Below are 25,578 nucleotides of genomic sequence, written 5' to 3'. Positions count from 1 at the left end.
TAATTTTTTTATTTCGCGCATTTTTCATCCGCATAGGCGATGGCCTCTTCCAGCAGGTCAAGGGCCTCGACGAGCTCCGCGGTGGACATGATCAGGGGAGGATAAAGCGAGAGCACGTTTCCATCAGATACTTTCATGCTTAGCCCAAGCTCCAGGCACCTGTAAAGGATACATTCCGCAGAATTGCTGTCTTTCTGCTTGGTCACGCGGTCTGCTACTATTTCTACCCCCCACAGCAGTCCTTTTCCACGGATATCACCTATGAAGTCAAACCGTTCCTGCATCTTGTACAAGCGTTGCCCCATCAATTCGCCTAACAGCGCTACATGCGCCAGAACCTGGTGTTCTTCCATGTAATCGAATGCAGCCAGCGCCGCAGCGGCACCCAAAGGACTTTTTTCATGCGTGAAATGACCCAATGAGACATGGGAAGCTACATTCAGTTCCTCTTTGCAAACTATTGCCGCCATGGGCACAAGCCCTGCACCCAATCCCTTCCCCAAAACCAGGATGTCCGGCACTATGCCGTAATCCTGATAGGCAAACATGCTTCCGGTACGCCCCAGCCCAATAGGGATTTCATCGAAGACCAGCAATACCCCGTGTTTATCACAGATCTCGCGCACCCGTTTCCAGTAAGCTGCGGAAGGGACATGAATGGTGGTGCTGCGGATAGTTTCCGCAACCAGCACACCAACATCTCCCTCTTTTTCAATGACGTATTCCAGATAATCGGCATAACCAATGTCTTCACCAGGCTGGCTGTTGGGATTGAACCACATTCCCCTGTAGGTATCTACCGGAGGAACATGTACACTGCCCGCCATTAATGGCCCCAGGTCCTGCTGGAAAACATATTCCCCGCCAAGGGAGATGCTATCCATGGATGCCCCGTGGAAGGAGTCGTACATGGCTATGGTTTTGTATTTGCCGGTATAGATCCGCGCCAGTTTCAGGGCCATTCCAACAGCAGAAGTCCCTCCGGGAGCAAAAAGTACGCGACTAAGGGCATGGCCTGTTAGTGCAGACAGCCGCTCAGCGAGTGCTATGGCCGGTTCATTGGTATATCTTCGCGGACAGAAGGGCAGCTGGTCCAGCTGCGCCTTTACCCTGTTGATGATGTATTGATTGTTGTATCCGAGCTGGTGGACGCTATTGCCATGGAAGTCGATGTATGTTTTTCCCGACTGACTTTTTAGCCTGATTCCTTCAGCAGATACAATTACATCCAGGCAGGGTGTAGAAAGTGCCTGGTGCAGAAAATGCTGCGAATCCCTTTGCAATAAGTCTTTCGTGTGCTCGTCCTCCAGCCCCTCGTTCCATTCCTTACGGCGTCCGCTCAGGTTGAGATCTCCTTCGGTATTCAAATATTTTCTTTCCATTTCTGTTTCCTTTAGCAATAGATTAGTCCGTTAAAAAGATGCCGGTTACCTCTTCCGGACTGAGGGCTTTGTTGTAAATCCGCACGTCATCCACCAGTCCGCTCAGGGTTTTTCGTGTGTCATCCCCACTGTTATATACTCCGGAACCATCTTCCCATATGGTAAATGGGTAGTCCTGCGCCGCATGCCACAGCGGCCCTTTGATGTTATTGAGATCGAAAGGTGTTGCTTTGGAATATTCTTTGGCATCCAGGTAAACATGGAGGCGTTTGGTGGCCTGGTTGACCACTACAGTGAGCATGTGCCATTTATCGTCTCCAACGGCAGGAGCCTGGGGCGACATTTCACTTGCCCTCCAGTCCATCCTGTTGGCTACCCCTCCGGCATCACCCGCAAGTTTAAGCAGCCAGCCTCTTCCGGATGATCCCGGACCGGCGGTATAGTTATTGGCATCATCGGTAGCGAGCACAAAGCCGGGCAGACCCCCGCTGTCCCAGTTGGAGTTAGAAAATATAGCCGGATCTGAGCCAATACCTTTCATTTTAACCCAAATACTAAAGCTAAAGCTTTGTGTAAGCGCAGGTCTCAATAAATCATGTTTCGGCAATACGGCATAAGATCCCGCGACAAATGAAGCGACCCTGCCACGCTCCGGGTCGTTGATGAAACTCACCTGGGCCGAAGCATTGTCGCCAGACATGGCATCAAAGCGGTTTCCGCTGGCATCAGATAAATCGTTGTCCATTGGCAGATAAGCCACCAGGCTATTGCCACTTCCACTGATGGTACTGAAACTCCAGGATTCAGGGCTTAAGAATCCTTCAAAACTTTTGCCCTGAGCGTCCAGCACTGCACCGGCATCGGCAAGGACGTAATAACTTGTGGCAAATTTCAGCGGCGTGTTTAACCTGACGGTCATTCGCTTACCATTTAACTGAACAGCCTGACCCGCTACAGATAGTTCAGCGACCTTAACGTTACCCATGGTTTCGAATACGGTGATATTTCCTGAACCCTTGACGATGTCTGCCGCAAAATTCAATTCGAGCTTGAAGAGGGAAGCATCATTGCTCCCCGGAATAGGATTCAATGCTGTAAGCGCCAGTCCACTTGTACCTACAGTTTTGAAAGTCCATGAAAAACCTCCCGGCGTACCAATGTATTTGTTGCCCAGTAAATCGGTTACAATTCCCTGGTCAATCTTCACCGTATAATGCTCATCTGGTTCCAGGTCATTCGGGGGATTGATGATCAGGATACGTTTATCAGCGCTAATCACGACAGCATCAGAAGTCACCTCTATGGTCTGACTGCCTTTTTCACTGCTGATGAGGATTGTTCCGGTTCCTTTTTTGATCACTTCATCAAAAGTGAGAACCAGGTTGCTGCTCACAGCAATCCCTTCTGCAGTAGCACTGGGGTTATAACTTACAATGACCGGGTTTGCCGTGTCTATCGTATGGTCAAATTCTTCTTTACAAGCACTGAACAGGGCCAGGCCCAATACGAGTGATGCGAATGGTAGAAATGCTTTATTGTCAAAATTCTTCATGTCTCTGTTTATATTTTTATTGACGGGTTAATGTGGCACTGAAAGTCCCCCTGCCTGTTGCTTTTGTATCGGTATTTTCCCAACCCATGTGGAAGGAAATGGTCATTGAGGTGGCGTTGACTTTAATTTTAAAGTCATCCACCGGACCCGCATTTTTCAGGTTTACCCTTGCGCTGTCCTGCAGCTCGGTCACACCCCAAGTGCCTTCCATGGCATTTCCAAAAATTATAGGGCAGTCCTGTGCCATAAATTTGACCGGATTACCTGCCTCATCGGTGGTGAATACCAGACGCATGGATCCAAATACATCTGCCGGTACGTTTTCCGGGGTGATAATCTGCCGCGGCATGGCCCAGGTACCACCTACCCTGCCTGCGATCAGTTGGTTGCTGCTCAGTTCATCCGGGCGCAATACATCTTTTGTACAGGAACTGCCGGATGCCAATACCAGAAATGCAGTAAGCACTGTGAAAGCTGTTTTTAAATTCAATCTCTTTGCCATATCAAATAGTGATTAGTTAACTTTAAATAGTCGGAAGGGAACGTTCGATTTCAGGATGGTTCCTTCCAGTCCCCAGCTGCCGTCGGGACGCATCCCCATATGGCTCAATATGTTCACGGCAACGTCCGTGAGACCAATCGGATAGTAAGGATGACGTTCATTGGCCAGACCGATCAATTCTCCGTTATTGCCCTTTCCACTGTAATCGCGCACTACGGAACCCCTTACATCGTCCATTTTCAGGTAGAGGTTCAGTGCAGTTTTATTGGGATGGTTGCTGCTTTCTATATTTCTCAGGTACATGTATTCGCGGATGGTAGCCGCCGGAAGCACTTCAGTCCAGATCCGCACCTCGTTGAATGAACCCGCCCAGTTGGGTGCCCCGCCGCTGTAAGTCTGCGTGCCATCCTGTGCAAGACACAGGAAATCGAAGGGGGAAGCCATACTGTCTTCTGCTTTATAGGCCAGTGCGGACTCTGCAACCTTCTCCCCATCCTGGTATAACATACATATTTTGGTTTTGTCGAACGTAACGGCCAGGTGATGCCAGTTGCCATCTTCCAGCACCTTACCGGCATTGATATCATAACGCCCTTCTTTATCGTTCGCAAAGTTTATCTTCCAGCTTGTTCCGCTTCTGCAGATGGTGAATCCCGGCCTGCCGCCCGAATCCCAGTCTTTATCACCTATGATCGACGGATCACTTTCATTGCTGCCCGCCTTTACCCAAAATTCAATCGTAAATTTGTCCATTCCCCTCAAAGGTGTTCCCTTAATCGGTACGCGGACATAGGTGCGGTCGCCTGAAGCCGCCTTGTTCAGGGTCAGGATGTTGTCTGCATTTTCTTTTGCTGCCATTGCAGACCCCACCAGCTCCTTGTTGTCCAGTTCTGCTCCGGAAAGGATGATCGGGACATTGATTTCTTCCGGACTTGTACTTTGTGGCTGCCCGGATTCTGTTCCACCATGGGTGGAGACCAGGAAAATATTCCAGTCTTCACTGGCATAGGTTGAACGTGCCTCAATCGCAGCATGGAGGCCTGCAACATATTCATCTATCTTTTGGATAGCCAGCACATAACGTGCCTGACGAAGCTGAAAACCTACGCTTTGTCCAACTTCGGAAGGACTGCTGAACTGGACAAAAACGGCGCCCATGTCCGCTTGCTTCACCAGTTCCAGCGATTTCGTATAGACTTCATCATCCGACCCATATTGAAATTTATGGTCAGCACTCTGGTTTAGAAGGGTGTTGATTTCTGCCGTGCGGACTACAGAGGCCACAACGATGGAAGCTACGCCGGATTTGATGCGGCTGACTACCGAAGGATATTGGCTGAACCGGTTCCCGCTGAAGGATTGATTCACCGATACCCCATGCTTGTCAGACGATACCCCGGTGAGCAGTGAAGCCCAGCCTGAGCTTGCATAGGCAGGGACACCGCCATAACCATTCATACTGTAGGACGCATCGGCGGTCAGTTTATCAATTGCCGGGGTAGCGGCATAATCTATGGCGGTGTTGATAATGCCATCTACACCAATTACCAGGATTTTTTTGGTTTTAGTGGTTTGTGCTAAAGAATATTGACTGGCCATCAGCATGGCGGTCAGCATTAACCAGGAGTATTTAAAAAAGCATTTCATATTTTTCTATTTGTATAATCGAATGACATAATTGCCGGGAAGGCCGATCACGAAATTGAAGTTGTGTCCCTGATACGTAATGGCATTGCTGATGGGATCTGTCATTTTCCAGGTACACCAGGTGTCCGATTCTTTTACAGGGAAGTTCACATTCCAGATCTCCCCATCATTGGTATCATTTACAAAGGTTCCCTTAAACCCTGCGGAACGGTTCCTTGTAAAATCGATCTGCTCGCCACTCAAAGGGGCATCATCCAGGTACCCGATAAAACGGATCTGGTTGGGCGTGTCGCCAATGCGCTCAATTTCCGGCTGCCGGCCCATCCCGGCATCCCATGTACGCAGCTCGAATTCCTTGAATTCGATCACCAGCGCATCGCGGAGAAGCCTGCTGCCCGACTGATTGGATACCTGGATGTCAAAATGGTATTCCCCGGCCGGGATATGGTTACCTTCCAGTATTTCCAGCTGACCGGTATTGGGATTGATGCTGATGGCAGGCGTCATTACCGTATCGGTCTTTAACAGGAGTTCGGCAGGACTTTCATTGCCAACAATTGGGGCGATGTACCGCACAACGGCGACTTCCTCATTCAGGTTGGCAATGCTTTTACCATTCAGCTCCCTGACCTCCATGATTTCAAACCGGAGGGGTAAAGTAGAAGTAGAAGACTGAAATTCCCCGATATTCTGCTGAAGACCGGATATGGCATATTGTTTCCTGTTTTTGTAAATGATATCCGGAGCGATGCTTCCCTCCATAGGAATTTTAGTGCAGGCATTGAGCAGTAGCAAACCACCTGCAAAAGCCACCATCATTAAAAAACTAGCTGATTTTTTCATGCGTTTACTTTAATTAGTTAAATCCTAAAATGTGTGTTTCAGAGGTAAGTATGTGCACAATGCCATTGGTCGACCGCAGGTCTGCCGCAGTAACCTGAACAGATTGGTACACCTCCCGCACCCCTTCAGGGCTCATATTGAGGGAGAAGACCACAAATTGTGCACCCATGTTTACATTGCCCAGATAGTCTTCTTTTACCACATTAAAGCGCGACTTTCTGCCTCCGGCAGTAGTGGCATAACTGTAGGTACTGGCCAGGTTACCCCTTAGGATTTCCTGGTTGGGTACAATGTAATTTTCCAGCATCACCTTAATTTTATCCAGTTCCTCCTGGGGAATCTCCGCCAGTGAGGCAGGTCTTTTTTCCGGATCGGGAAAAATAAGCTGGAAATAGTTGAAGATGGAATAATCCCTTGGCGCAAAAAAGGTATTCCCCTTTGCATTGACCGCCGTTTCCAGGTTGGTCATGCGGATCAGGGTAGCGAGGGTATCAAATTGCACGGGATTGTTTTTCAGGTAATCCATGGTGGACACCCCTAAGACACCCGACTGATTTTCAGGAATATTACCACCATCAGCAAAATAGCTATCACTGCAGCCCATGCTGAAGATCATGCCGATGAATACGATTGCTTTAATTAGTTTGGTCATTTCGTCTGCGTATTTGAGATTATTGGTTAAACTGCCAGTAGTAGGTTTGTTGCATCCGGGGATTGTTGGCAAAAGCTTCGTCACTTACCGGACAAAATCCTGCCCCATCTTTTTCACCCTGGACGGTTACATAGCTATTGAATTCATGCAGGCGCCCCAGGCGAACCAGGTCATATACCCGGTGGTATTCACCAATCAATTCCCGGCGGCGTTCTGCCAGCACTTCGTCCAGCACCACCGGCACATCATTACGTTCAAAACGTGGGATGCCTGCACGTACACGCACTTCATTCAGGTATCCCAATGCCTCGGTTACCTTGCCCAACCGTGCATCGGCCTCTGCTTTTAAGAGCAGCATGTCCGCATAACGAAATATGGGAACCGGCGCATCCATCAGGCTGTAACTCCTGTCTTTAACTTTTCTGAATTTGGCAAACATGATTGCCCGCTCTCCATTTTGGAGAGGATCGGCAAATACCGGCCGCAGCTCATTGTTGCCCACAGAATTATCAATGCTTTGAAAAAATGCAGCAACCCTTTTATCAGATTTATCCCTTGCATAGTCCGGATAAATTTCCAGGATTTTTGATCTTGGTACAGCCAGTGACAGGTCGCCCCTGGAGGTATAGGGATTGGTCAGGTAATAGGTCATGATATGACCGTAATAATCTGAGTACTCCCCCTTATTCCGGTCATAGTACATCTCAAAAATAATTTCCTCCGATTCGCCGGCATCAAACAGGGAACGCAGTTCCTCCATAGTCACCAGCTTGAAAGTGTTGGAATTCATAATTTCCTGGATGGCATCAGCAGCACCCTGATAGTCTTTCAGCCACATGCTGGCATGCGCTTTCAGCGCTAATGCTGCACCTTTTGTTCCTCTTGACATGGATTCTTTGCGTGTCCCTTTGTATTGCCATGGAAGATCAGGCAATGCCTTATCAACTTCAGACACGACCATTTGCATCACCGTATTCAGCGGTTCCCTGCCCAGTGGCTCCACATTGCGGGCTTTCATGTTGATAGGAACATCTCCCCAGATCCTTGCTGCATAGAAATGCGACATTGCCCTCAGGAAACGTGCTTCCGCCAGCAATTGGACCTTCCTTTCCTGGGTAAGACCGGTGGTAATCTCCGGCATTTTTTCCAGGATCAGGTTGCATTGCTCTATGGCACGGTAGAAAAGGCGCCAGTTGGTGAGCGGCTCCAGTTCTGTACGCTGCAACAGGTGGTTTTGAAAACAGGCATTCCAGTCACCATCATTGCTCGGTGTAATCCAGTCACCGGAACGCGCATCCCCCCAGAAATAGTAATCGCCCCATGATCCGTTCCGGGTAGTAGCCGGGGTGTCTTCCTTGGTTAGTCCGGACAATCCCCTGCGAAAAATAGCAAAAGCAGCTGCCACAGCACCTTCAGCGTCACTTCCTGTACGCCAGGCCTGGTCTTCTGTGACGGTATTGATGGGAAGCTCGTCCAACCATTTTTTACAACCCGCGCCGGTGAGGAGAACCAGGAGCAGTCCTAGTGAAATTATCTTATTGTTCATCTGCGTATAATTAATTTTCAGTGGTTTTTTATTATATTTTTTTGCCTTCAGGCTGTTTTCTGCGGTTTATTCACCAGTGTTCAGTTTTATTTGTATGCCTGAGCTCAACACGGCCCGGTTTCAAGGTGATGACACATCATAACCCTAATGAAATTCCGAACAGCAACATTCTGCGCATAGGATATCCTCCCGAATTGTCGAAACCTTCCAGGGTTACCAGTTCGGCATCCGGCCCGCTGTATTTCTGAAAAGTGACGAGGTTGTCGACCGTACAATACACCCTTGCCCTTTCGAAGGGAAGTCGTGGTGTTGTTTTCTTGCTGAAGGTGTAGGAAAGTGTGGCAGACTTGATTTTGAAGTACGAACCGTCTTCAATGTATTCAGAGTCATAGTCAAAGATCTGTGAAACACCACCCCAGGGATTCAGGGTTGGATACTTCGCATCATCACCACTTTTTTCCCAGATCGAATATTTGCTGAAGTCGGGCAGGGAGGTACCTCCGGCAAAGTCTTTGCCGTACCTGAGCCTCTTCAGTAATTCCGTATTGACAATATCCCTGCCGATGATAAAGGTCGAAACCACGTTCAGGTTGAACCCTTTATAGCTGAAATCATTTGTCCATCCTCCGGTCCATTTTGGATTGGGATCACCCGCAAAAACCCTGTCGGCAGCATCTATGCGGTAATCACAGTTCTGGTCCTTGAAGTTACGGTCACCAACGGTCAGCGCTTTGTTCTGCAGTCCCACCAGTTTTCGGCCGGTTTTGGGATCTATAGGAATCTGGCTTTCTGTCTGATAAATGCCTTGCGATTGGTAAAAAAAGAAACCGTTTAACGGGGCTCCCGACCGTACAACAGAGCCAAAGTCCTGGCCCGACTTACTGATCCTGACGATGTCAGCATTTCCATCCGGGAGACCAATGACACGGTTTTTGTTGTAAGCGAAGTTGAGCCCTGTGTTCCAGCTAAAGTTTTTGCTGATCCCAATATTGGTGTTTACCGTAAATTCCAGTCCGCGGTTCAATACATCGGCGGCATTACGGTACACCTCGTTATATCCGGAAGTAGTAGGCAATGAGGTGGTCAGCAGCAATCCCTTGGTGACCTTCTCGTAGGCATCAAAAATAAATTCTATCTTGTTATTGAACAGGGAAAGGTCCACACCAATATTCCCCATCCTTGTTTTTACCCAGGTAAGGTCCTCATTTTTGAAACCATCCTGCCAGGTGGGGGTAAACCCTCCTATCCCACCGTAGGTAATTTCAAGGAGGGAGTTATAACGATCCAGTGACCCGCCATTCATGATTCCCAGCGCCAGGTAATCGTTGCTCCAGGTGGTTCCTGACAAACCATAACTACCGCGTATCTTACCGCTGCTTAGCCAGCTCAGCCTGGAAAGTAAGTTTTCCTTGCTGAAGTTCCATCCTGCAGACACAGAAGGAAAAATCCCCCAGCGATTGGACTGTCCAAACTTAGATGAACCGTCGGTACGGATCGATGCACCAAACAGGTATTTTTGTTTGAAGGAATAGTCGAAGCGACTGAAATAAGACATCAGGCTGCTGGCCGTATAATCGCTTTTACCGATGGCTTCTCCTTTTGGCCAGTTGACCGTCTGGGAAAGTGTAGCTGCACTGGCCACGCTGCCTACGGTGGTCACCTTCGCTTCTGTTTTTTCAGCACTCTGTCCCAGCAGCAAACTCAGGCTATGGCCATCACCAAATTTCGGTGCGTAGGTTAGCGTATGCTGGAAAAGCAGGTTCCTGTTTTCTCCGGAACCACTTTTATTGTCTGTCAGCAAAGTACGACGCGAGGTGGACGCTGAATCGACCATGGTACGCAGGTATTCCACACTCACACTCGCTTTATAACTGAGGTCCTTAACAAAGTTAAAGGAGGCATCCGTACTGAAACGCACCCGGTCATTCACATTCGAAAACCGGCCATCCTTGTACACTTCTGCACCTTGTACCAGCGGATTGTTGGGCAGGGGCATCAACGTGGAATAATTGGTGGACAATGCATCCGGACTCCTTTGCTGGTCTGTTCTCGACACCGCAAGCGTATTGTTAATAATCAGCTTTTTATCAAAGGCATTAAAGGTTGTTCCGGCCATGGTGCTGTAGCGCTTGAAGCCGGTATTGAACAGGATCCCCTCATTATCCATATAGCCCATACTGATACTGTACTGGCCAAAATCTCCCGCACCGCGGATGGAGGCATTATAATCCTGCGTCACTGAGGTATTGTACAAATACCCCTGCCAGTCTGATGAATTGTGGTAGAACGGGTTGGTGACATCGGTATAAACCGCCGGCATAAATGTGCCGTAAGGAGCATAAAGGTCATATAAGCGACTCACCTGCTGGCGTTCAAGGTTTCCACCTGCAACATCCCGCAGCTGCGGCACGAAGTTAATTCCTGTACGGATATTCAGGTTGATCTGGGGCTTACCCGTCTTCCCTTTTTTAGTTGTAATCAGGATCACTCCGTTCGCCGCCCTCGATCCGTAGATCGCTGCGGCAGAAGCATCTTTAAGGACAACGACATCTTCAATATCACTCGGATTTAAATCCGCCATCACATTGGTGCTTGTAATGGCAAACTCACCGCTCGTTTTTGAGATAATAGGAATACCATCCACCACATATAATGGTTCGGACACAGCCGAAGCATCATCACGGCTTACTGCGGCCAGACCACGGATAATAATTGCCGGTGTAGCCCCGGGTTCGCCAGAATTCAGTTGAATGTTTACTCCGGCAACACGCCCCTGGAGCAGTGATTCAAAAGACTCGGCAACCTGTCCCTCTGTCACCTTATCCATCTTAATGGACGTTAAAGCACCGGTAATTTCCTGCCTGGACTGCGTTTTATACCCTACCACCAATACATCCCCTAACGTTTTACTGTCTTCCGTCAGTGTGATGGTCAGGTCGGCGGCATTCCTGTACACCACTTCCCGTGGATGGTAACCGATATACGAACAGACCAGCACCTCTCCTGTGCGGAGCTGCAGGCGAAAAACGCCGGATCCGTCTGTAACCGCTCCCGTATTTTTTCCTTTGACCTTGACGGTCGCCCCGGGTATGGTCTGTCCGCGCAGGTCAATGACCTTGCCCGTGACTACTGATTGAGCGATCACGCACATTGGAAACAATAGTGCCGCAAAAAGAAAACAAGCTCCTTGTATAAATGCCTTCATTATAATTTATTTTTCGATAACCAGTAATTGTTTTGACTCCATGAAATGCCTTTCATGCTGCTGGCCGAGAGCGGCCAGTATGCTGCCCCGTTTTGCACATCACTTGCCGTGAATGCCGGGATATGGGTACTGACCTCAGCAAACCTGATCAGGTCGAACATGCGTTGTCCGGTTCCTGGCAACAGGCGTTGCCTTTCCTTCAGCAGTGCATTTCCGAAGGTAGCTTCGTTTAGGGTAGAGTAATCTTCCCTGGCTCCTGCCGCAGCGGCAATCAACTTTGTCTTGGCCTCTTCCAGGTTCCCTGCACGCCATGCGGCTTCAGCAAAGAGCAATGGTATTTCCGTTACCGGTAACAGTTGCAGGATATTTTGCTCCCTGGCAATTAAGGTAGCCCGGTTTTGGGTAGTGGAAATGGTAAATAACGCGGTACGGCGTGTATCACCCTGCGGATAGATCTCGTTCAGCTTGCTTAATGGCATGTAAAGCACTGTTGCTGCAAGAGGGTTCTCCGGAATTTCAAACCTTCTGTCAGTTCCCGTTGAAAGGCCAAAATTTGACAGGCTGTCCTGCGTAAGCTCCGTAAAGGTATTGCGCAATGTGCTGAGCGCATCCACATCTTTCTTTAACCAGAGTTCTTCCTGTACCAGCAGCGAAGTAATAGCGGTTCGGTTAAACCTGACTGCTGTCAATGCCGTACTTTCAATCCCGCTTTCATTAAGGAGCATCCATGGGAGAAGTCCCCTGGCCTCTGCTGCCCATGCTGCAGCCATGCCCACCGCATCCTGATTGCTCAGGCGCAGCCCGAAATTGTTCTTCTCGGCAGAAGGTACATCCCCCCAGATCCGGGCCACATAAAAATAGGCCATCGATTTCAATGCCAGTGCTTCTCCCTTAAACAGACGGCGCTGATAAGCACTCAGTAAACCGGGGCTGGCTGTTTCGACAATTTCCAGTACGTCATTGGCATCCTTAATGGCATCATAAAAATAACCCCAGTCAGAAAGCTGTATCAGCTGGCGGTTATTTGAACCAAGGTTCTGGCTCAGTACCGCCTGGTTATATTCCGCTATAACCGTAAGGTCCCCTGTCCGGGCTTCCCCGTACATCATCCAGGCATGGTTGGCCAGCAGTGCCCTCCTCAGGTTGACATAACTTCCAATGACAGCTTGTTCTATACGTTCGGCAGAGTTGTAATAACCCCGCACCACCGTCCTGTTTTCTACATCATCGATCGTTAGGGAGTCCTCACACGAAGTAAGGATGGTCAGCACTACGACCGGAATGAACTTCCAAAATTTCATATCGCTTATTTTTTTTGTATCATCTTTCTTAAAAAACCACTTTTAATCCCAGTACTACGGAGGAAGGCAAGGGCGTACCTGTAGTTCCCAGGTCATACCTGCGTATTCCGGCTATATTCTCTTCAGGATTGATGCCGCTGTATTTTGAAAGTGTCAGCAGGTTTTCCCCGCGGACAAATACCTGGAGGTCACTCAGTGACTTCAGCCCATTGCGCATGGGGCCAAAATGGTAGGTAATGGCAGCCCTGTTGAGCCGGATGAAACTTGCATCTTCGATGGATCGGATTCCCTGATAAATCGTCTGTCCCTCAGCACCTGTGCTGGTGGTATAGTATGGAGTCTCTGAATTCTTTAAAGGGAAGGTAGTTCCTGTAACATCGGTATCATACCTGCTGCTGAAGGATTCTGCAGCCACATCCGCCCCCCAGGAATAGGTGACAGTCATACTCGCAGAGATATTTTTATACCTCAGTGTATTGCTGATGCCACCAAATGCTTTTGGTTCACTGTTCCCAATAATTTTCTGCTGGTTTCCTTCGTAGGCAACCAGGGAGCTGAGGGCATCACCATTCGACAGTGCAGCCAGGTAGGCAAGACTGGTTTCTTCCACAGCAGCCGGCAGTTTTTTTACTTTATTCCTGTAGGAGGCAAAGTTCAGTGCGGTAGACCAGCTAAAATTTGGGGTGTTCAGCCAGCGTCCTTCGAGGTTAAACTCCAGTCCCGACAGTCCCAGGGAGCCACCGGTTTCATACTGGTAATCTATCCCACTGATGTTCGGAAGGAATCTTTGGTAAGTGAAATCCTGATAAGTTTTACTGAAGTAACCGGCCGATACATCCAGGGAAGGAAGGATGCTTACCGTTATCCCTGCATCGGCCTGATATACAGACACACTCTGCGCATCAGGGAAAGCACGGTAAGCTGTACCTATACCAAGTTCAGTCCCTCCATAATATTCCCCATAAGCCTCCAGCTGTCCGCGGTAAACTTCAGGGCCACTCAGCATCCCGGTCTTCCCAAATGCAGCATGGATACTCAACGGCAGCCTGAGCTTATTCTTCAGGTCGTAATTCAACCCTGCTGCCGGGTAAAGCGCCCATTTCTTATCATAAAATGTACTGCCGTCTGCACGAAGCACCAGGTTTAACACCAGGTCTTCCGCATACTTTAATTTCCATATCCCGTAGAAAGAGAGAAGCTTTTCCATCTCCCGGTCAGATAAAGCATTGATTTGCGAAGCATTGTATCCATTGACCACCTTCACGAAATCTGATCCGCCACTCTCTAAGCTGCGTGAGCCATTCACGGAAGTCAGCCTGTTGTCAATGGTCCTGATCTCATTTCCCAGCGTCATATCCAACCTCAGCTTTTTAGAAAAATCATGCAGATAGTTTGCAGAGGTGTTCAGGGTAATCAGCTGCCTTTTATAAGTTGCGCTGGAAGCATAGATATTGCCATCCAACACAGCAGATGGAACATACAGATCGCGGTCGGCACCTTCATAAGATAAACCGGCTACCGAACTGAGCTTAAATTCAGGATTGAACTGGTAGTTCAGGCCTATGGATGAAGTCAGGCCAACATTCCGGTTCTTGTCCATAAAAAAGCTTTCGTCATTGATCACTGGTAACAGCAGACTTCTGTCCACATCACCGGCATACCGGCCTTTACGGCTGGTCAGTGCCAGGTTATTATAGAAATGTGCAGAAAATTGTTTGGAGATCTGGTAACGCGCATTCAGGAACAGGGATTGCCTGCCAAAACTGGTTCCTCTTGTTATTCCGTTGTCCTGGTGATTGGTTAAGCCGAACAGGTAAGAGCCATATGTTCCCGCGCCGTCTACCGTTACATTCTGTTCATGGATCATTGTTCCCTGTTGATACACTGCCCTGCGGCCGGTAGTGTTGAAATTGTAAAAAGCATCTTTGCGGTAATCCATATCCTGCAGAAAGTTCGGTCCGGCAAATCCGCTTGCACGAATATGGATTGCTCCGGGTTTACCCTCTTTCATAATGATATTAATGGCACCATTCGGAGCCTGGACACCAAAAGCAGCCAGCTGGTCGATGTCTTTAATCACTTCAATCCGCTCCACCTGGTCAGCAGAATAATAGCTCAGGGGGTTAATACCGGTAATGTTAGAGGGACTCCCGATAATTTGCACCCCGTTGACCAGGATAAGTGGCATGGCAGATTGGTCGGAAGGATCCAGGCTCAGTCCGCGGAGGTTGATTAAAGATTGGGCACCAGCTGCACCCGACCAGCTTTTAATTCTTAGTCCGGCTACATTCCCCTGTAGCAGGTTCTCTATTCCCGTCCTGTTGGACCGAAGGGCACTGTCTGCTACCAGGGAATCCTGGGCAGCCACCTGCTTCGTCATTCCGAAGGGCACGAGAAAAAGAAACACAGTTTTCCAAATACATTTGGGCAGTAATTCCATATTATCTATAAAGTTTGTTTTTATCCCCTTGTCCGAATCGTCAGGAAGCAGCGTACACCTCCGTGCTAATTGTTAAGCAATACTAAACAATGTTTATTAAGATAATAAGATGTGAAAATTAAAGAATTGTGAACTTTGGTTTTGGATACAATAAATAGAGGGAAGATGCTGAATTCTAATAAAGAAGAAGAACATAGAGATAGTATGTCAGAAAAACAAGCACTTAAGCAAATAAATAGACAGCAAACCGATCAGATCCGCAGCCCTCTAATGAAAGCCGTCCAGTCAGTTACCGGAGTCAGATACTTAGTACACCTCCATATCCCCAGGAGATGAACAGGCGTTAAGGAAAAACAAAAAAACCTCATTTGTTAAGTGACACTTAACAAATGAGGTTTTAAGATGATCATGATATTTACCAGATCTGGTCATATAGGTATGGAGGTATTTTCTTAACGAACAGGTTGTTCTTCAAAAAAATACACCACCAGCATAATTGCATTATATGCCCCGATATTTCTTGGGGTATGCGGGATGCGGCCATCGAATAACATGGAGTCACCGGCACTCAGGCGTATGGTTTCCTCTTCAAACTGGTATTCGATCTCACCAGACAGTATATATTTATATTCGAAAGCCTGTGTTTCAACCAGGGGCCTCTTGGCATTGGGCTCCAGTTCGAGCAAGACAATATCCAGCGTAGACTTTTCCATGTTCCTGGTGAATATCCGGTGATACCGGAATCCCAGCGCCTGCTCCTTTTCAAAGTAGTAATACTCATCCCTCCGCTTCACCAAAATGGTCTTGACGGAGTTTTCCCTGTCTATGTCTTTAAAGAATACATTTAAATCTACATCCAGGGCTCTGATCACATCAATCAGAACCATCAGGGAGGGAACCACCCTGCTGTTTTCGATCTGAGAAATAAGGCCTTTACTCACAGAGGCTTTATCTGCAAGCTCCTGAACAGTAATTCCTTTATTCTTTCTGCGTTCTTTAATTTGGGTTCCTATCTGGATCAGAATATCTTCTCTCATATCAATTTTGCGAATGTACCTATTTCCCCGTATTATCCAAAGCAAAGAAAAAAAGAGGAGATTCCCACCCCATCAATCAGGTATTTATCCCTACGCCTTAAGGAATTAATCCGGAGGTACGCAATTGCTCAAACAAATCATAAAAGGTGTCTTCTGTATCCTGAAAAACTTTGAAGCCCATTTTCCGGCTTTTTGACATGTCGGTCATGACCTCTATCGGCCTGCCCAGATCAAGATCGGTATGCCATGCTGAAGCCAGACGAAGGATTTCCGCTTCTTTTAGTCCGTGTTTTTGCGCTATCTGCCTCCATACAGCGGCATCATTGGCCATTTCATCTTCCAGCGGTTGAATTTCACCGCTGAAACCCACTGGCTCCACACCAAAGTAGGCGGCTATACGGTTCCATAAGCGGCTCCAGCGAAACACATCACCATTGACTACATTGAAGGCCTGATTCCTTGCCGCAGCTGTAGTTGATGCCCAAATCAGGTGCCCGGCCAATACCCTGGCATCGGTCACATCTGAAAGGCCATTCCATTGCGCCGAAGATCCCGGCCAGATAAATTTCCTCCCTGTTTCCTTACAAATGCTAGCGTATACTGCCAGGGTCGTTCCAAGGTTCATCGCATTTCCGACGGCCTTGCCAATCACCGTATGTGGCCTGTGGATGCTCCAGGTAAATCCATCCCGTTCAGCGGCAGCAAATACCTCATCTTCCTGGGCATAGTAAAAATTCTCCAGGTCAAGCCGGGGATGTTCTTCCCTCAATGGGGTTTCCGGCAGGAACCCTTCCACTGCGTAAGCTTCAAATGGACCGAGATAGTGTTTTAAACCTGTAACCAGCGCCACATGTTCAACCGATTTTTTGTCCGATAAAACATTCAATATATTGCGGACCATCAATCCGTTTACCCGAATATTCTCCGCTTCTGTTTCGTTGCGCATCCAGGTGGTAATGTATACATGTGTTGGCCTGATTGCTGCCAGTGCAGACCTTAACCCTTCGGGATCCAGCAGGTCTGCAGCTATCGGTTTAAGCTCTTTGTTCTCCGTATTCGGGTTTCGGGCAAGCCCGTAGGTTTCCCAGCCTTCGGAAATCAGGCTTTCCGCCAGGTTGCTTCCCGTAATGCCACTGGCACCTACTATTAATGCTACTTTATTCATCATACCTTATTTTTAGACTTAAAAACTTCTTATACAAATCTAGCCTCCCATTATCCCCCTACACTTGACCTGCGTCAAGTAATTCGATTGATCCAGATCAAGCAAGTGCTGAAGACTTGCTGAATGGTTTACGAATCTAAAATTTATCTTTGTCTGGAGATAACAGCAGCTTATGATCGATATACTTTTCAAGCACATAGAAGAAAAAGTTTCCCTCAGCAATGCCGACAGGGAAATGCTCAGCACCTTTTTTTCTGCGAAACGCTTAAGGAAGAAGCAATACCTGCTTCAGGAGGGAGAGGTTTGCAAGTACCTGACATTCGTTGCGAAAGGACTCCTGCGCACGTATAATGTAGATGAAAAAGGCGTCGAACACATGAGTATTTTTGGTTGGGAAGGCTGGTGGCTGTCGGATTTCAATAGCTTCCTGTCGGGAGAACCCGCTGTGTTCCATATAGACGCCATAGAAGACTCGGAACTGCTGCTGATTTCCAGGGCAAATTATGAGGCGCTGACTCTTGCTGTTCCGGTAATGGATCGCTATTTCCGGATCCTTTACCAAAACAGCCTTGCCACCAAGGAAAAAAGGCTGATGAGTTCAATTACCCATACGGCTGAGGAAAAATACCTGCAGCTCATCTGCTCCAATCCCGAGATCATCAACCGCATTCCCCAAAACCTTATTGCATCCTACCTGGGTATTGCACCGGAAACACTGAGCCGCATCAAGAAGAACCTCGCGCTGCGCAGGTAAACTTTGCCAAAGGCTTTTGAAAGCCCGGCAAGTCATCCCCTCGTGTTTTCAGCGCAAGTTATTTCCAGGACCTCACTTTATACCTGCGGTAAGAAACAATCGCCAGTAAGGCAACAATGGTCACCGTTACATACACCCATGCAGGGATAGGAACAGGATCACCCTGTGCATAAGAATGGAGGCCGGTCAGGTAATAATTCACGCCAAAATAGGTCATGATGATTACTGAAAAAGCAAGCAGCGACAATAGGTTAAAAAGATATTTCCCTCTTAAATTAGGAATTAGCCTTACGTGCAGCACAAATGCATATACTATAACCGAAATAAAGGCCCAGGTTTCTTTAGGATCCCAGCTCCAGTAACGGCCCCAGCTTTCATTCGCCCAGATCCCACCGAGGAAAGTCCCAACAGTAAGTAAGAAGATACCTACAGTGAGCGACATCTCATTGACAAGGGTCAGTTCTACCACAGAAGCTTTCACTTTTGCACTGATTTTTTTATGGTCGATGATGTACAAGAGCAATACCACCATCCCCAGGAGGGCACTTAAACCGAAGAAACCGTAACTCGAAGTAATAATGGCCACATGTACCATCAGCCAGTAAGATTTAAGCACCGGCACCAGCGGGGTAATCTGCGGGTTCATCTGTGAGCCCCCATGTGCAAATCCCATCAGGATGACGGCAATGAGACAACCGGCGGCAGGGATAAAGGCATTACTGTTCCTGTACAACAACAATCCCGACATCACACCGATCCAGCTGATGAACATGACCGCCTCATAGCCATTGCTCCAGGGTTCATGGCCCGAAATATACCAGCGCACCGCCAGGCCGAACAGCTGTAAAAGTGCAGCCATGCTGATGAGCACCAGGACAAAATTCACTGTTTTTGACAAGACACCGGAATGGCGGAACAAACTGCCAAAAGCCAATGCCAGGATAACGGTACCCAATAAAGCATAGGTAATCATCAGGTTGAGGAAAATATTCCAGGAATTGTAACGCACTTCCATATCAATTTTGGAAAGCGATGGCACTACTTTCTTACCCAATTGAAACTGTATTTGTTTCAGGCTATCCAGTTTCTGGTTAGGAATGGCCCAGTTTCCCGATTGTGTAGCCTGAAAGATACTCATCAGATAACTTGTCGCGGGATTTTGCAAAGCCGCCGCGCCGTCTGCCGCAGGAGCAGGTGGCGTTACCCAGGTATTATTGGCATCCCCTTCCACAGGGAATATCCTCAGGTATTGTCCATTAAGCAATTGTTGCATCACCTGCAATTTGTCATTGAGCTCAATCACATCTTTATCATAACCATTTTGTTCAGATGCCTTTTTCGCAAATGCTTTCAGGTAATCATCTTTCAGACGGAAATCAATTGTGCCATCCTGACTTAAACTCAGCAGGTTCACCATGGTCGTGTATCCTTCTCCATTGGCCTTTACAGCGCTGAGTAAACCAGGGCCTCCCTTACTGCCTACCTTAATCAAAGGAACATTCACCCAGTCGAATGGCAGCGTAGATACAGAGAGGAAAAACTGATTCGCATTAAGCGTATAGAATTTATCCTTGTGGTACAGTTTGCGCAGAATTTCCAGGGCCAGCGTATTGACCGGCTCGATACGGCCATCAAAATTCTGGACCAGCAAGCGGCCAAAACTGTCGGCATGGTCGCGGTCCGTACGGATCGTTCCGGCAAAACTTGCCGCATCTACTGCCTGTCCGGCGAGCAAACGCTGCATGTCTGCCACATGGTTATGGTCCGGAGCAGCTGTTGCCGTACTATCGGCCGCATGTAGATGGTCATGCTGACTATGATCGTGTGGTGCTTCCTGCACAGGAGCTGCCATTTGGGGCATCGGTGTTTTTCCATCCCTGCCATGCATGTCTATCTCCTGACCAAATGCTGTGGCTCCCGGCAGAAAAACCAGCAGCAACAATAAGGTTTTGGAGCGTGAAATGGTTTTTAGCTGTTCGTTGAGTTTGGAGAAATGCGTTCCCTTCCAGAACAGTGTCACAAACAGGCCGGCAAATAATAGGGTATAGCCGATATAGGTAATATTTGTACCCCAGTAATCGTGGTTCACCGAAAGTACTGTCCCCAGTTCATCCTGGTCAAAACTCGACTGAAAAAAGCGGTAACCATCCTCGTCGAGAACATGGTTCATAAATATTTTGTAAGGACGCTCATCGGGACCGTTCTGGATCATCACATCAGAAGAATAGGCGGCCGGACTATTGCTGCCCGGATACTTCTCCATTTTAAAGTCAACCAGCTTCAGGGAGAATGGAGCTTTATAAATTTTTGAGCCATAGGCCATAGCAATCGGCAAACCACCAATCTCACTCTGAAACTGAAAATTGGTCATTCCCTTACCGCCGTAAAAAGAGACGGTATCTACATTATTGGCCGTTGTCACTTCCACCTTCACCAAATCCAGGTCATGTTCATGCGTACGTTTATCGCCTTCGTAATAGATGATATGGCCAGGGCGGGCAGGTTCTGGAACAACAAAGGTAAGTCCGCCATACGTATAAAGGCTTCTCAGGTGGAATTCCTGCTCCTCATTGTTACCCTTTACCCCTTTTTTTTCCTGGGTCGCCATGATCATATAATTGGCTTCATAGGGTGAGGAAATCTTATACCCACCAAAGCCATCTGTAATATTGATTGCACCAGCGGTTTGTTTGTTATAGCTGATGATCATGTTCTGGATCAGCTGTACATTGCCGGTTTGGATATATTTATTGACACGTTTGCCATTTTCCAATACCACCAGGTGTAAAACAGGCTTTCCTGCCGGATGTAAGACCAGCGAGTCCTGCGCACGGGCATAAAAGTCAACTACCTTCATCCTTACCCTTTGCCCCTTATAGTCATACTGCGAAAAAAATGTTTTCTTGAAAGGCTTAAGGTACCAGGGTACATTGTTAGAAATCAGTATTGCCGGTACATCATCATAGGCAAGGGCCTGGTCATCCTGACCGATCTGTACTTTGAAAAAAGTCGCATCAGACACGACATCATTACTCGACTCTCCTTCCCTGATATGCATAGAACCTTCAAAGCTGATGTAACGGGTGACATAACCACCAATGAAAATCACAATAAAAGCCAGGTGGAAGACCAGGAGCGGCAGTTTTTTCAACGAGATCAACTGGTATCTTTTGATGTTACCGATAAAGTTTAAAATCAGGAAAAACATCACCAGCTCAAACCACCAGCAATTGTAAATCAGCGCTTTGGCAACCGCTGTTCCATAATCGTTTTCTACGAAAGTGGCCAGTGCCATGGAGAATGCATAAAAGAGTAATAGCGTACCCATGGTTCGGGTAGAGAAGAGAATCTTACTGAATTGTGAAATCATTTGATGTGTTTATTGTGCCTTATTATTCCAGACCGCCACATATTAGATATTTTTTATGTGGTGGCAGGAAAATTTTCGAAAAAAAGATAATAAGATGATATACCTCAGTGCAGGAAAGGCAGCAATTGCTGCCTACCGGACTGTTGCAACAGCACAAAATTGCCGGAAAAACACAGCTAAGATTGGAATAGGTGATAAAAAAGGAGATATTCTATTATCCGATAACGTTAGGCGGGAAATTTCTCCTGTAGCCTTTGAATGGTTTCCCCCATCATTTTCCTGAATACCTCCATATTGATGTCGGATAGTTTTTTAACATAGATACATCCTTTGCCCATTTTAAATTTCCCCAATTCCTCCAGCAAAGCATCATTGACCGGTGTTGCCATATACACATAAAGGGAAATGGCAGCTTTTCGCGGTGAAAAACCTACCAATGGCCAGTCCCCCTCCTGCCTGCTCCTTTCAGATTTGTAATGGTAGGAACCGAAACCAATGATACTTGGCCCCCACATCTTCGGCTGATGCCCGGTATAACTTTCCATGATTTTCAGCAATTCGAAGCTGTCGCTGCGCTTTTGCTCCGTATCAGCGAAGCTGCTGATAAAATCAGCCACACTGGAATCATTTACTAATGTTTTGATAGTAGACATAACTATAGGTAATTATAAATGAATACTTTTCCTGCTGGAGATAAATTTAGTGAGAATTTCCTTAAAAAGGATGTTGCCTATCCATCATTTCTTCGCTGAAATTTTAACCCTTCTTTCTCTTTGCGTAGCTTGTAGCGAAGTAAGGCGGAAAACATATCGTCCGGGCCAATATGAAATATTAGACCCGGACCAGGGATGTTTTACATTTATTTTATGATATTGGTCATCAGGATATAATCCGCCAGGATCTGTCCAGCCTCTTTTTTTGCAAAATCCAGCTCATCTGTTTTACCTTTCAGCTGTCCCTTTTTTAAGGCGGGCAATCCCATGGCTTTCCGCAATAAGTTATCACGCTGCAGCGTCTTCAGCTCATCACTTTCCCGTTGTTTCTTCAATTCCTGCTCCCCTAATACCAAAGTAGTCAGGGCTTCATTTCTATTCAGCTCTGCTTCAAATGCAGAAAAATAGCCATAGGCAGAATTATTCTTCGCGCGCTCCTTGTGCAATTGGCTGAGCAGGGGAATGGCTTCCGCAAAACTTCCAATGGGTACATAATTGCTCCTGCCAATGGTATCCCATGGCAAGGCCGCAGGTTCAGTATCTTCGCCGTATTTGGAAATAGGTATCAACGAAGGCAGCACAATATCCGGGCTTACGCCCATGTGCTGGGTGGAGCTGCCATTGATACGGTAAAATTTACCGATGGTCAGGTTCAGCTGTCCCAATACGCCAGCCGATGCATCGTTATTTCCCTTGTTCAGCATTCTGTCAAGGCCAACCGGTGTCTGCACCGTTCCCTTTCCATAGGTTTGCGTACCCAGGATCACCCCACGTCCGTAGTCTTGTATCGCTCCGGAAAATATCTCCGAGGCCGAGGCACTAAACCTGTCTACCAGTACAGCCATCGGGCCAGCATAGGCTACTGAAGGATCTTCGTCTTTTTCAACCCTGATCTCGCCACGGGTATCGCGGACTTGTACAACCGGGCCATTTTTAATAAACAGTCCTGTAAGTGAAATCGCCTCCTGCAGGGAGCCGCCACCATTTTCACGGAGGTCAATCACCACACCATCAACTTTCATTGCCTTTAAGGTATCCAATATGAGTTTGACATCACGGGTGGTACTTTTATAGTTCGGATTGCCGGATTGGTAATCGGCCACATCAATATAAAATGAAGGGATATTGATCACCCCAATTTTCACTGTCCTGCCATTGGAGGTATACGTTTTCACCTCTTTTTTAGCCGACATCTCTTCGAGGATGATCTTTGCGCGTACCACATCGATAATGATTGGCGCATCGGATATACTTTTCCCCTTTGGCAGTATTTTAAGCCGTACCAGGCTACCCTTCGCCCCACGGATGAGTGCAATGGCATTATCCAGGCGCCATCCTACGATATCCTGAAATTCACCGTCCCTGCCCTGGGCAACAGCGATGATACGGTCGTCCGTATTAAAACGCCTGGTCTTATATGCCGGACCGCCTGTGGTGATGGTCTTGATGGTTACATACTCGTTCTCTGAGGCCAGTGTTGCCCCTATACCTTCAAGAGAACGTGCCATTTGAATTTCATAATCCGCCGTTTTAGCTGGCGTAAAATAATTGGTATGCGGATCTACCGAACCGGTAAAGGCATTCATGAACACCTGGAAAACATCCTGATTGGTCAGCTTTGCCGACTGGTCCAGAAAATTCTGGTAACGCTTTTTAAGCGTTTCCTTATTTTTTGCCATGTCTGCACTGGCCAGCTTCAGGTTCAGCAGATCATATTTAACACGCTTTGCCCAGATGGCATTCATTTCCGCATCTGTTTTCACGAAGGGCAGATCCTTACGGTTATAGGTGTAACTCTCTTTTTTAACCAGGTCAATATTGGTCTTCAACAGGGACAGGGCATATTCCCATCTTTCCCGATACCGTTTCTGGTAGGTATTGAACATATAAAAAGCATCGTTCAATTCACCGGCTTTCAGATCGTCATCAAGGCGGGTTTTAAAGGCATTAAACCCTTCGATATCAGCGGCCATCAGGTAACTGCGCGTTCCATCGATGGTTTTGAGGTAACGGTCAAAAATTAATATGGAAATGGAATCATTCAGCTCTATTTTTTTATAGTTGGATTCGGTAATCATTTTTACGACAATCCTGCTTACCTTATTTTGATTTTCATCGGGCTTTAAATCCTGGGGATCACTTTTTGCCGCCAGGGCGACAGGTACCGTGCAAGCCAGTACCGCAGTAAGTGACAACAGTGAACTTATTTTTTTAAACATATATCATTTATTTTTCTGCACTGTATTATTGAATTGTGGCAACCGCCGCACAGAACAGGCTCCTGTTTTGTTTGAATGGCCACTTCTAAATTAAAGTATTGCGGCAAGTTTTGCACCGAGCTCCTCGCCCCTCAAGTTTTTCCCAATGATTTTTCCCGTCGGGTCCAACAAAAAGTTCGCGGGAACGGCATTGATATGGAAAAGCTGAACAGCATAACTGCCCCATCCCCGCAGATCCGAAACCTGTTCCCAGTTCAGGCCATCTTTGGCAATAGCCTCTATCCAGTTCTTTTGGGCATCTTCTCCCCCATCAAGTGAAACACCAAGGATGGTAAAATTTTTGCCCCTGAACTTTTCAAATGTCCTGACTACATTGGGGTTCTCTTGTCTGCAGGGCACACACCAGCTTGCCCAGAAATCTACCAGCACATATTTTCCTTTGAAAGAAGATAAACTTACGTCCTCCCCTTTGGTGTTTTTCAACGTAAAATCGGGCGCCATACTCCCTATATCCAGCACGCTGGCCTTTCCAATGGAGGACAAATAGGATTGTCCGGCTTTGGAAGCCCTGATTTCCGGACTTAAAGCATTAAACAACAACATTGCTTTTTCAGAATTTTTATCCGGACGGAAAGCAGTACGCAACAGATCAAGGCTCACCAGGGAACCGGGATGATTTTTAATAAAATTCTCCTGGGCCGAGGCTCTTGACACCGCCAGCGCATTGAGCAATTGTTGATTTTTTGCCTGCTCCTTCGCCTTACCTGCCAATTTCCTGGAAGCTGCCTCCAGATCGGCTTCTTTTTTCGCGAATGGAGCCAAGGTATTCAGCATTTCCTGCTGGTCCTGGTTTAATGGGGTACCACCAATCTTTGCCTTTGTCATGGCATCCGGGGTACTAAATTCAATGGTACCATTTTCAAGGTAAACACCAACCTGGTCAGGGCTTGGCTTTGAAAACAACGGCTCTCCCGTTGGGGTCACCATGACGTATCCTTTCATCGGGACAGAAACCCTGCCTTTGATCATAAATTTGCCGTCGGACTGCAGGCCAGCAGAATCAAACTTCATCCTTCCCGATTCCTGATAAACTACATAAACTGTTGCAGGTAATTTTACTTTACCTATGGTACCGTTAATGGTAAATTGCTGTTGTGCCACTGCTGCAAAAGGCAATGCAGCCAGCAGCGTGAATATCATTTTCTTCATCTTTTTTTATTAGTCATTAAATTTCCGGGAAGTATAACACA

At 47.4% G+C, this 25,578-nt stretch carries 17 protein-coding genes; 1 reads left to right on the top strand and 16 read right to left on the bottom strand.

Going from position 1 to position 25,578, the window contains the following annotated elements; all coding sequences use genetic code 11:
• Window positions 1–8: 8 nt before the first annotated feature.
• From ACSBL2_RS08755 to ACSBL2_RS08700, 12 genes are all read right to left on the bottom strand, one after another.
• Window positions 9–1,382 carry an aspartate aminotransferase family protein gene (locus tag ACSBL2_RS08755; protein WP_442591310.1) on the bottom strand — a complete coding sequence of 458 codons (1,374 nt, stop codon included), beginning with the start codon at window positions 1,380–1,382 and terminating at the stop codon, window positions 9–11.
• A gap of 22 nt (window positions 1,383–1,404) precedes the next feature.
• Entirely contained in the window at window positions 1,405–2,934 is a 1,530-nt protein-coding gene (locus tag ACSBL2_RS08750; RefSeq protein WP_442591309.1) for an Ig-like domain-containing protein, read from the bottom strand.
• A 16-nt stretch (window positions 2,935–2,950) separates the two neighbouring features.
• Window positions 2,951–3,436, bottom strand: a complete 486-nt coding sequence (locus ACSBL2_RS08745; RefSeq protein ID WP_442591308.1) for a hypothetical protein — start codon at window positions 3,434–3,436, stop codon at window positions 2,951–2,953.
• A gap of 12 nt (window positions 3,437–3,448) precedes the next feature.
• Window positions 3,449–5,083 (bottom strand): LamG-like jellyroll fold domain-containing protein, encoded by a 1,635-nt coding sequence (locus ACSBL2_RS08740; protein ID WP_442591307.1) that lies wholly within the window; start codon window positions 5,081–5,083, stop codon window positions 3,449–3,451.
• Between the two features lie 6 nt (window positions 5,084–5,089).
• Entirely contained in the window at window positions 5,090–5,926 is an 837-nt protein-coding gene (locus ACSBL2_RS08735) for a hypothetical protein (RefSeq protein ID WP_442591306.1), read from the bottom strand.
• 13 nt (window positions 5,927–5,939) lie between these two features.
• A complete protein-coding gene (locus ACSBL2_RS08730; RefSeq protein WP_442591305.1) occupies window positions 5,940–6,578 on the bottom strand; it encodes a fasciclin domain-containing protein in 639 nt (212 codons plus the stop codon).
• A gap of 19 nt (window positions 6,579–6,597) precedes the next feature.
• On the bottom strand, window positions 6,598–8,124 hold the full coding sequence (locus tag ACSBL2_RS08725; protein WP_442591304.1) for a RagB/SusD family nutrient uptake outer membrane protein: 1,527 nt from the start codon (window positions 8,122–8,124) through the stop codon (window positions 6,598–6,600).
• 136 nt (window positions 8,125–8,260) lie between these two features.
• Window positions 8,261–11,329: a SusC/RagA family TonB-linked outer membrane protein gene (locus tag ACSBL2_RS08720; protein ID WP_442591303.1), complete on the bottom strand. Its 3,069-nt coding sequence runs from the start codon at window positions 11,327–11,329 to the stop codon at window positions 8,261–8,263.
• The gene (locus ACSBL2_RS08715) at window positions 11,329–12,630 is read right to left on the bottom strand and encodes a RagB/SusD family nutrient uptake outer membrane protein (RefSeq protein WP_442591302.1); all 1,302 of its coding nucleotides are present in this window, start codon (window positions 12,628–12,630) and stop codon (window positions 11,329–11,331) included. Before ACSBL2_RS08715 ends, ACSBL2_RS08720 begins: the two co-directional genes overlap by 1 nt.
• A 28-nt stretch (window positions 12,631–12,658) precedes the next feature.
• Window positions 12,659–15,070, bottom strand: coding sequence for a TonB-dependent receptor plug domain-containing protein (locus ACSBL2_RS08710; RefSeq protein WP_442591301.1), 2,412 nt, complete (start codon window positions 15,068–15,070; stop codon window positions 12,659–12,661).
• A 452-nt stretch (window positions 15,071–15,522) separates the two neighbouring features.
• Window positions 15,523–16,107: a helix-turn-helix domain-containing protein gene (locus ACSBL2_RS08705; protein ID WP_442591300.1), complete on the bottom strand. Its 585-nt coding sequence runs from the start codon at window positions 16,105–16,107 to the stop codon at window positions 15,523–15,525.
• Window positions 16,108–16,204: 97 nt separating this feature from the next.
• Window positions 16,205–17,275: an SDR family oxidoreductase gene (locus tag ACSBL2_RS08700; RefSeq protein ID WP_442591299.1), complete on the bottom strand. Its 1,071-nt coding sequence runs from the start codon at window positions 17,273–17,275 to the stop codon at window positions 16,205–16,207.
• Between the two features lie 169 nt (window positions 17,276–17,444).
• Between ACSBL2_RS08700 and ACSBL2_RS08695 the strand changes: the two genes are divergently transcribed.
• Window positions 17,445–18,026: a Crp/Fnr family transcriptional regulator gene (locus tag ACSBL2_RS08695; RefSeq protein WP_442591298.1), complete on the top strand. Its 582-nt coding sequence runs from the start codon at window positions 17,445–17,447 to the stop codon at window positions 18,024–18,026.
• A gap of 58 nt (window positions 18,027–18,084) precedes the next feature.
• Here ACSBL2_RS08695 and ccsA read toward each other — a convergent pair whose 3' ends face one another.
• From ccsA to ACSBL2_RS08675, 4 genes are all read right to left on the bottom strand, one after another.
• Window positions 18,085–21,396: a cytochrome c biogenesis protein CcsA gene (ccsA, locus tag ACSBL2_RS08690; RefSeq protein WP_442591297.1), complete on the bottom strand. Its 3,312-nt coding sequence runs from the start codon at window positions 21,394–21,396 to the stop codon at window positions 18,085–18,087.
• A 227-nt stretch (window positions 21,397–21,623) separates the two neighbouring features.
• A complete protein-coding gene (locus tag ACSBL2_RS08685; RefSeq protein ID WP_442591296.1) occupies window positions 21,624–22,049 on the bottom strand; it encodes a DUF1801 domain-containing protein in 426 nt (141 codons plus the stop codon).
• Window positions 22,050–22,255: 206 nt separating this feature from the next.
• Window positions 22,256–24,328: a carboxy terminal-processing peptidase gene (locus tag ACSBL2_RS08680; RefSeq protein ID WP_442591295.1), complete on the bottom strand. Its 2,073-nt coding sequence runs from the start codon at window positions 24,326–24,328 to the stop codon at window positions 22,256–22,258.
• Window positions 24,329–24,418: 90 nt separating this feature from the next.
• On the bottom strand, window positions 24,419–25,537 hold the full coding sequence (locus ACSBL2_RS08675; RefSeq protein WP_442591294.1) for a redoxin domain-containing protein: 1,119 nt from the start codon (window positions 25,535–25,537) through the stop codon (window positions 24,419–24,421).
• Window positions 25,538–25,578 lie beyond the last annotated feature (41 nt).

The sequence above is a fragment of the Pedobacter sp. AW31-3R genome (assembly GCF_052180285.1).
Lineage (GTDB): Bacteria > Bacteroidota > Bacteroidia > Sphingobacteriales > Sphingobacteriaceae > Pedobacter.
This window is presented reverse-complemented; position numbering and strand designations above follow the sequence as displayed.

Coding starts and splice junctions, on each gene's coding strand:
- ACSBL2_RS08680 (WP_442591295.1), bottom strand. CDS start 24,328: ATGTTTAAAAAAATAAGTTCACTGTTGTCACTTACTGCGGTACTGGCT.
- ACSBL2_RS08715 (WP_442591302.1), bottom strand. CDS start 12,630: ATGAAATTTTGGAAGTTCATTCCGGTCGTAGTGCTGACCATCCTTACT.
- ACSBL2_RS08745 (WP_442591308.1), bottom strand. CDS start 3,436: ATGGCAAAGAGATTGAATTTAAAAACAGCTTTCACAGTGCTTACTGCA.
- ACSBL2_RS08705 (WP_442591300.1), bottom strand. CDS start 16,107: ATGAGAGAAGATATTCTGATCCAGATAGGAACCCAAATTAAAGAACGC.
- ACSBL2_RS08725 (WP_442591304.1), bottom strand. CDS start 8,124: ATGAACAATAAGATAATTTCACTAGGACTGCTCCTGGTTCTCCTCACC.
- ACSBL2_RS08710 (WP_442591301.1), bottom strand. CDS start 15,070: ATGGAATTACTGCCCAAATGTATTTGGAAAACTGTGTTTCTTTTTCTC.
- ACSBL2_RS08700 (WP_442591299.1), bottom strand. CDS start 17,275: ATGATGAATAAAGTAGCATTAATAGTAGGTGCCAGTGGCATTACGGGA.
- ACSBL2_RS08730 (WP_442591305.1), bottom strand. CDS start 6,578: ATGACCAAACTAATTAAAGCAATCGTATTCATCGGCATGATCTTCAGC.
- ACSBL2_RS08695 (WP_442591298.1), top strand. CDS start 17,445: ATGATCGATATACTTTTCAAGCACATAGAAGAAAAAGTTTCCCTCAGC.
- ccsA (WP_442591297.1), bottom strand. CDS start 21,396: ATGATTTCACAATTCAGTAAGATTCTCTTCTCTACCCGAACCATGGGT.
- ACSBL2_RS08735 (WP_442591306.1), bottom strand. CDS start 5,926: ATGAAAAAATCAGCTAGTTTTTTAATGATGGTGGCTTTTGCAGGTGGT.
- ACSBL2_RS08675 (WP_442591294.1), bottom strand. CDS start 25,537: ATGAAGAAAATGATATTCACGCTGCTGGCTGCATTGCCTTTTGCAGCA.
- ACSBL2_RS08720 (WP_442591303.1), bottom strand. CDS start 11,329: ATGAAGGCATTTATACAAGGAGCTTGTTTTCTTTTTGCGGCACTATTG.
- ACSBL2_RS08685 (WP_442591296.1), bottom strand. CDS start 22,049: ATGTCTACTATCAAAACATTAGTAAATGATTCCAGTGTGGCTGATTTT.
- ACSBL2_RS08755 (WP_442591310.1), bottom strand. CDS start 1,382: ATGGAAAGAAAATATTTGAATACCGAAGGAGATCTCAACCTGAGCGGA.
- ACSBL2_RS08750 (WP_442591309.1), bottom strand. CDS start 2,934: ATGAAGAATTTTGACAATAAAGCATTTCTACCATTCGCATCACTCGTA.
- ACSBL2_RS08740 (WP_442591307.1), bottom strand. CDS start 5,083: ATGAAATGCTTTTTTAAATACTCCTGGTTAATGCTGACCGCCATGCTG.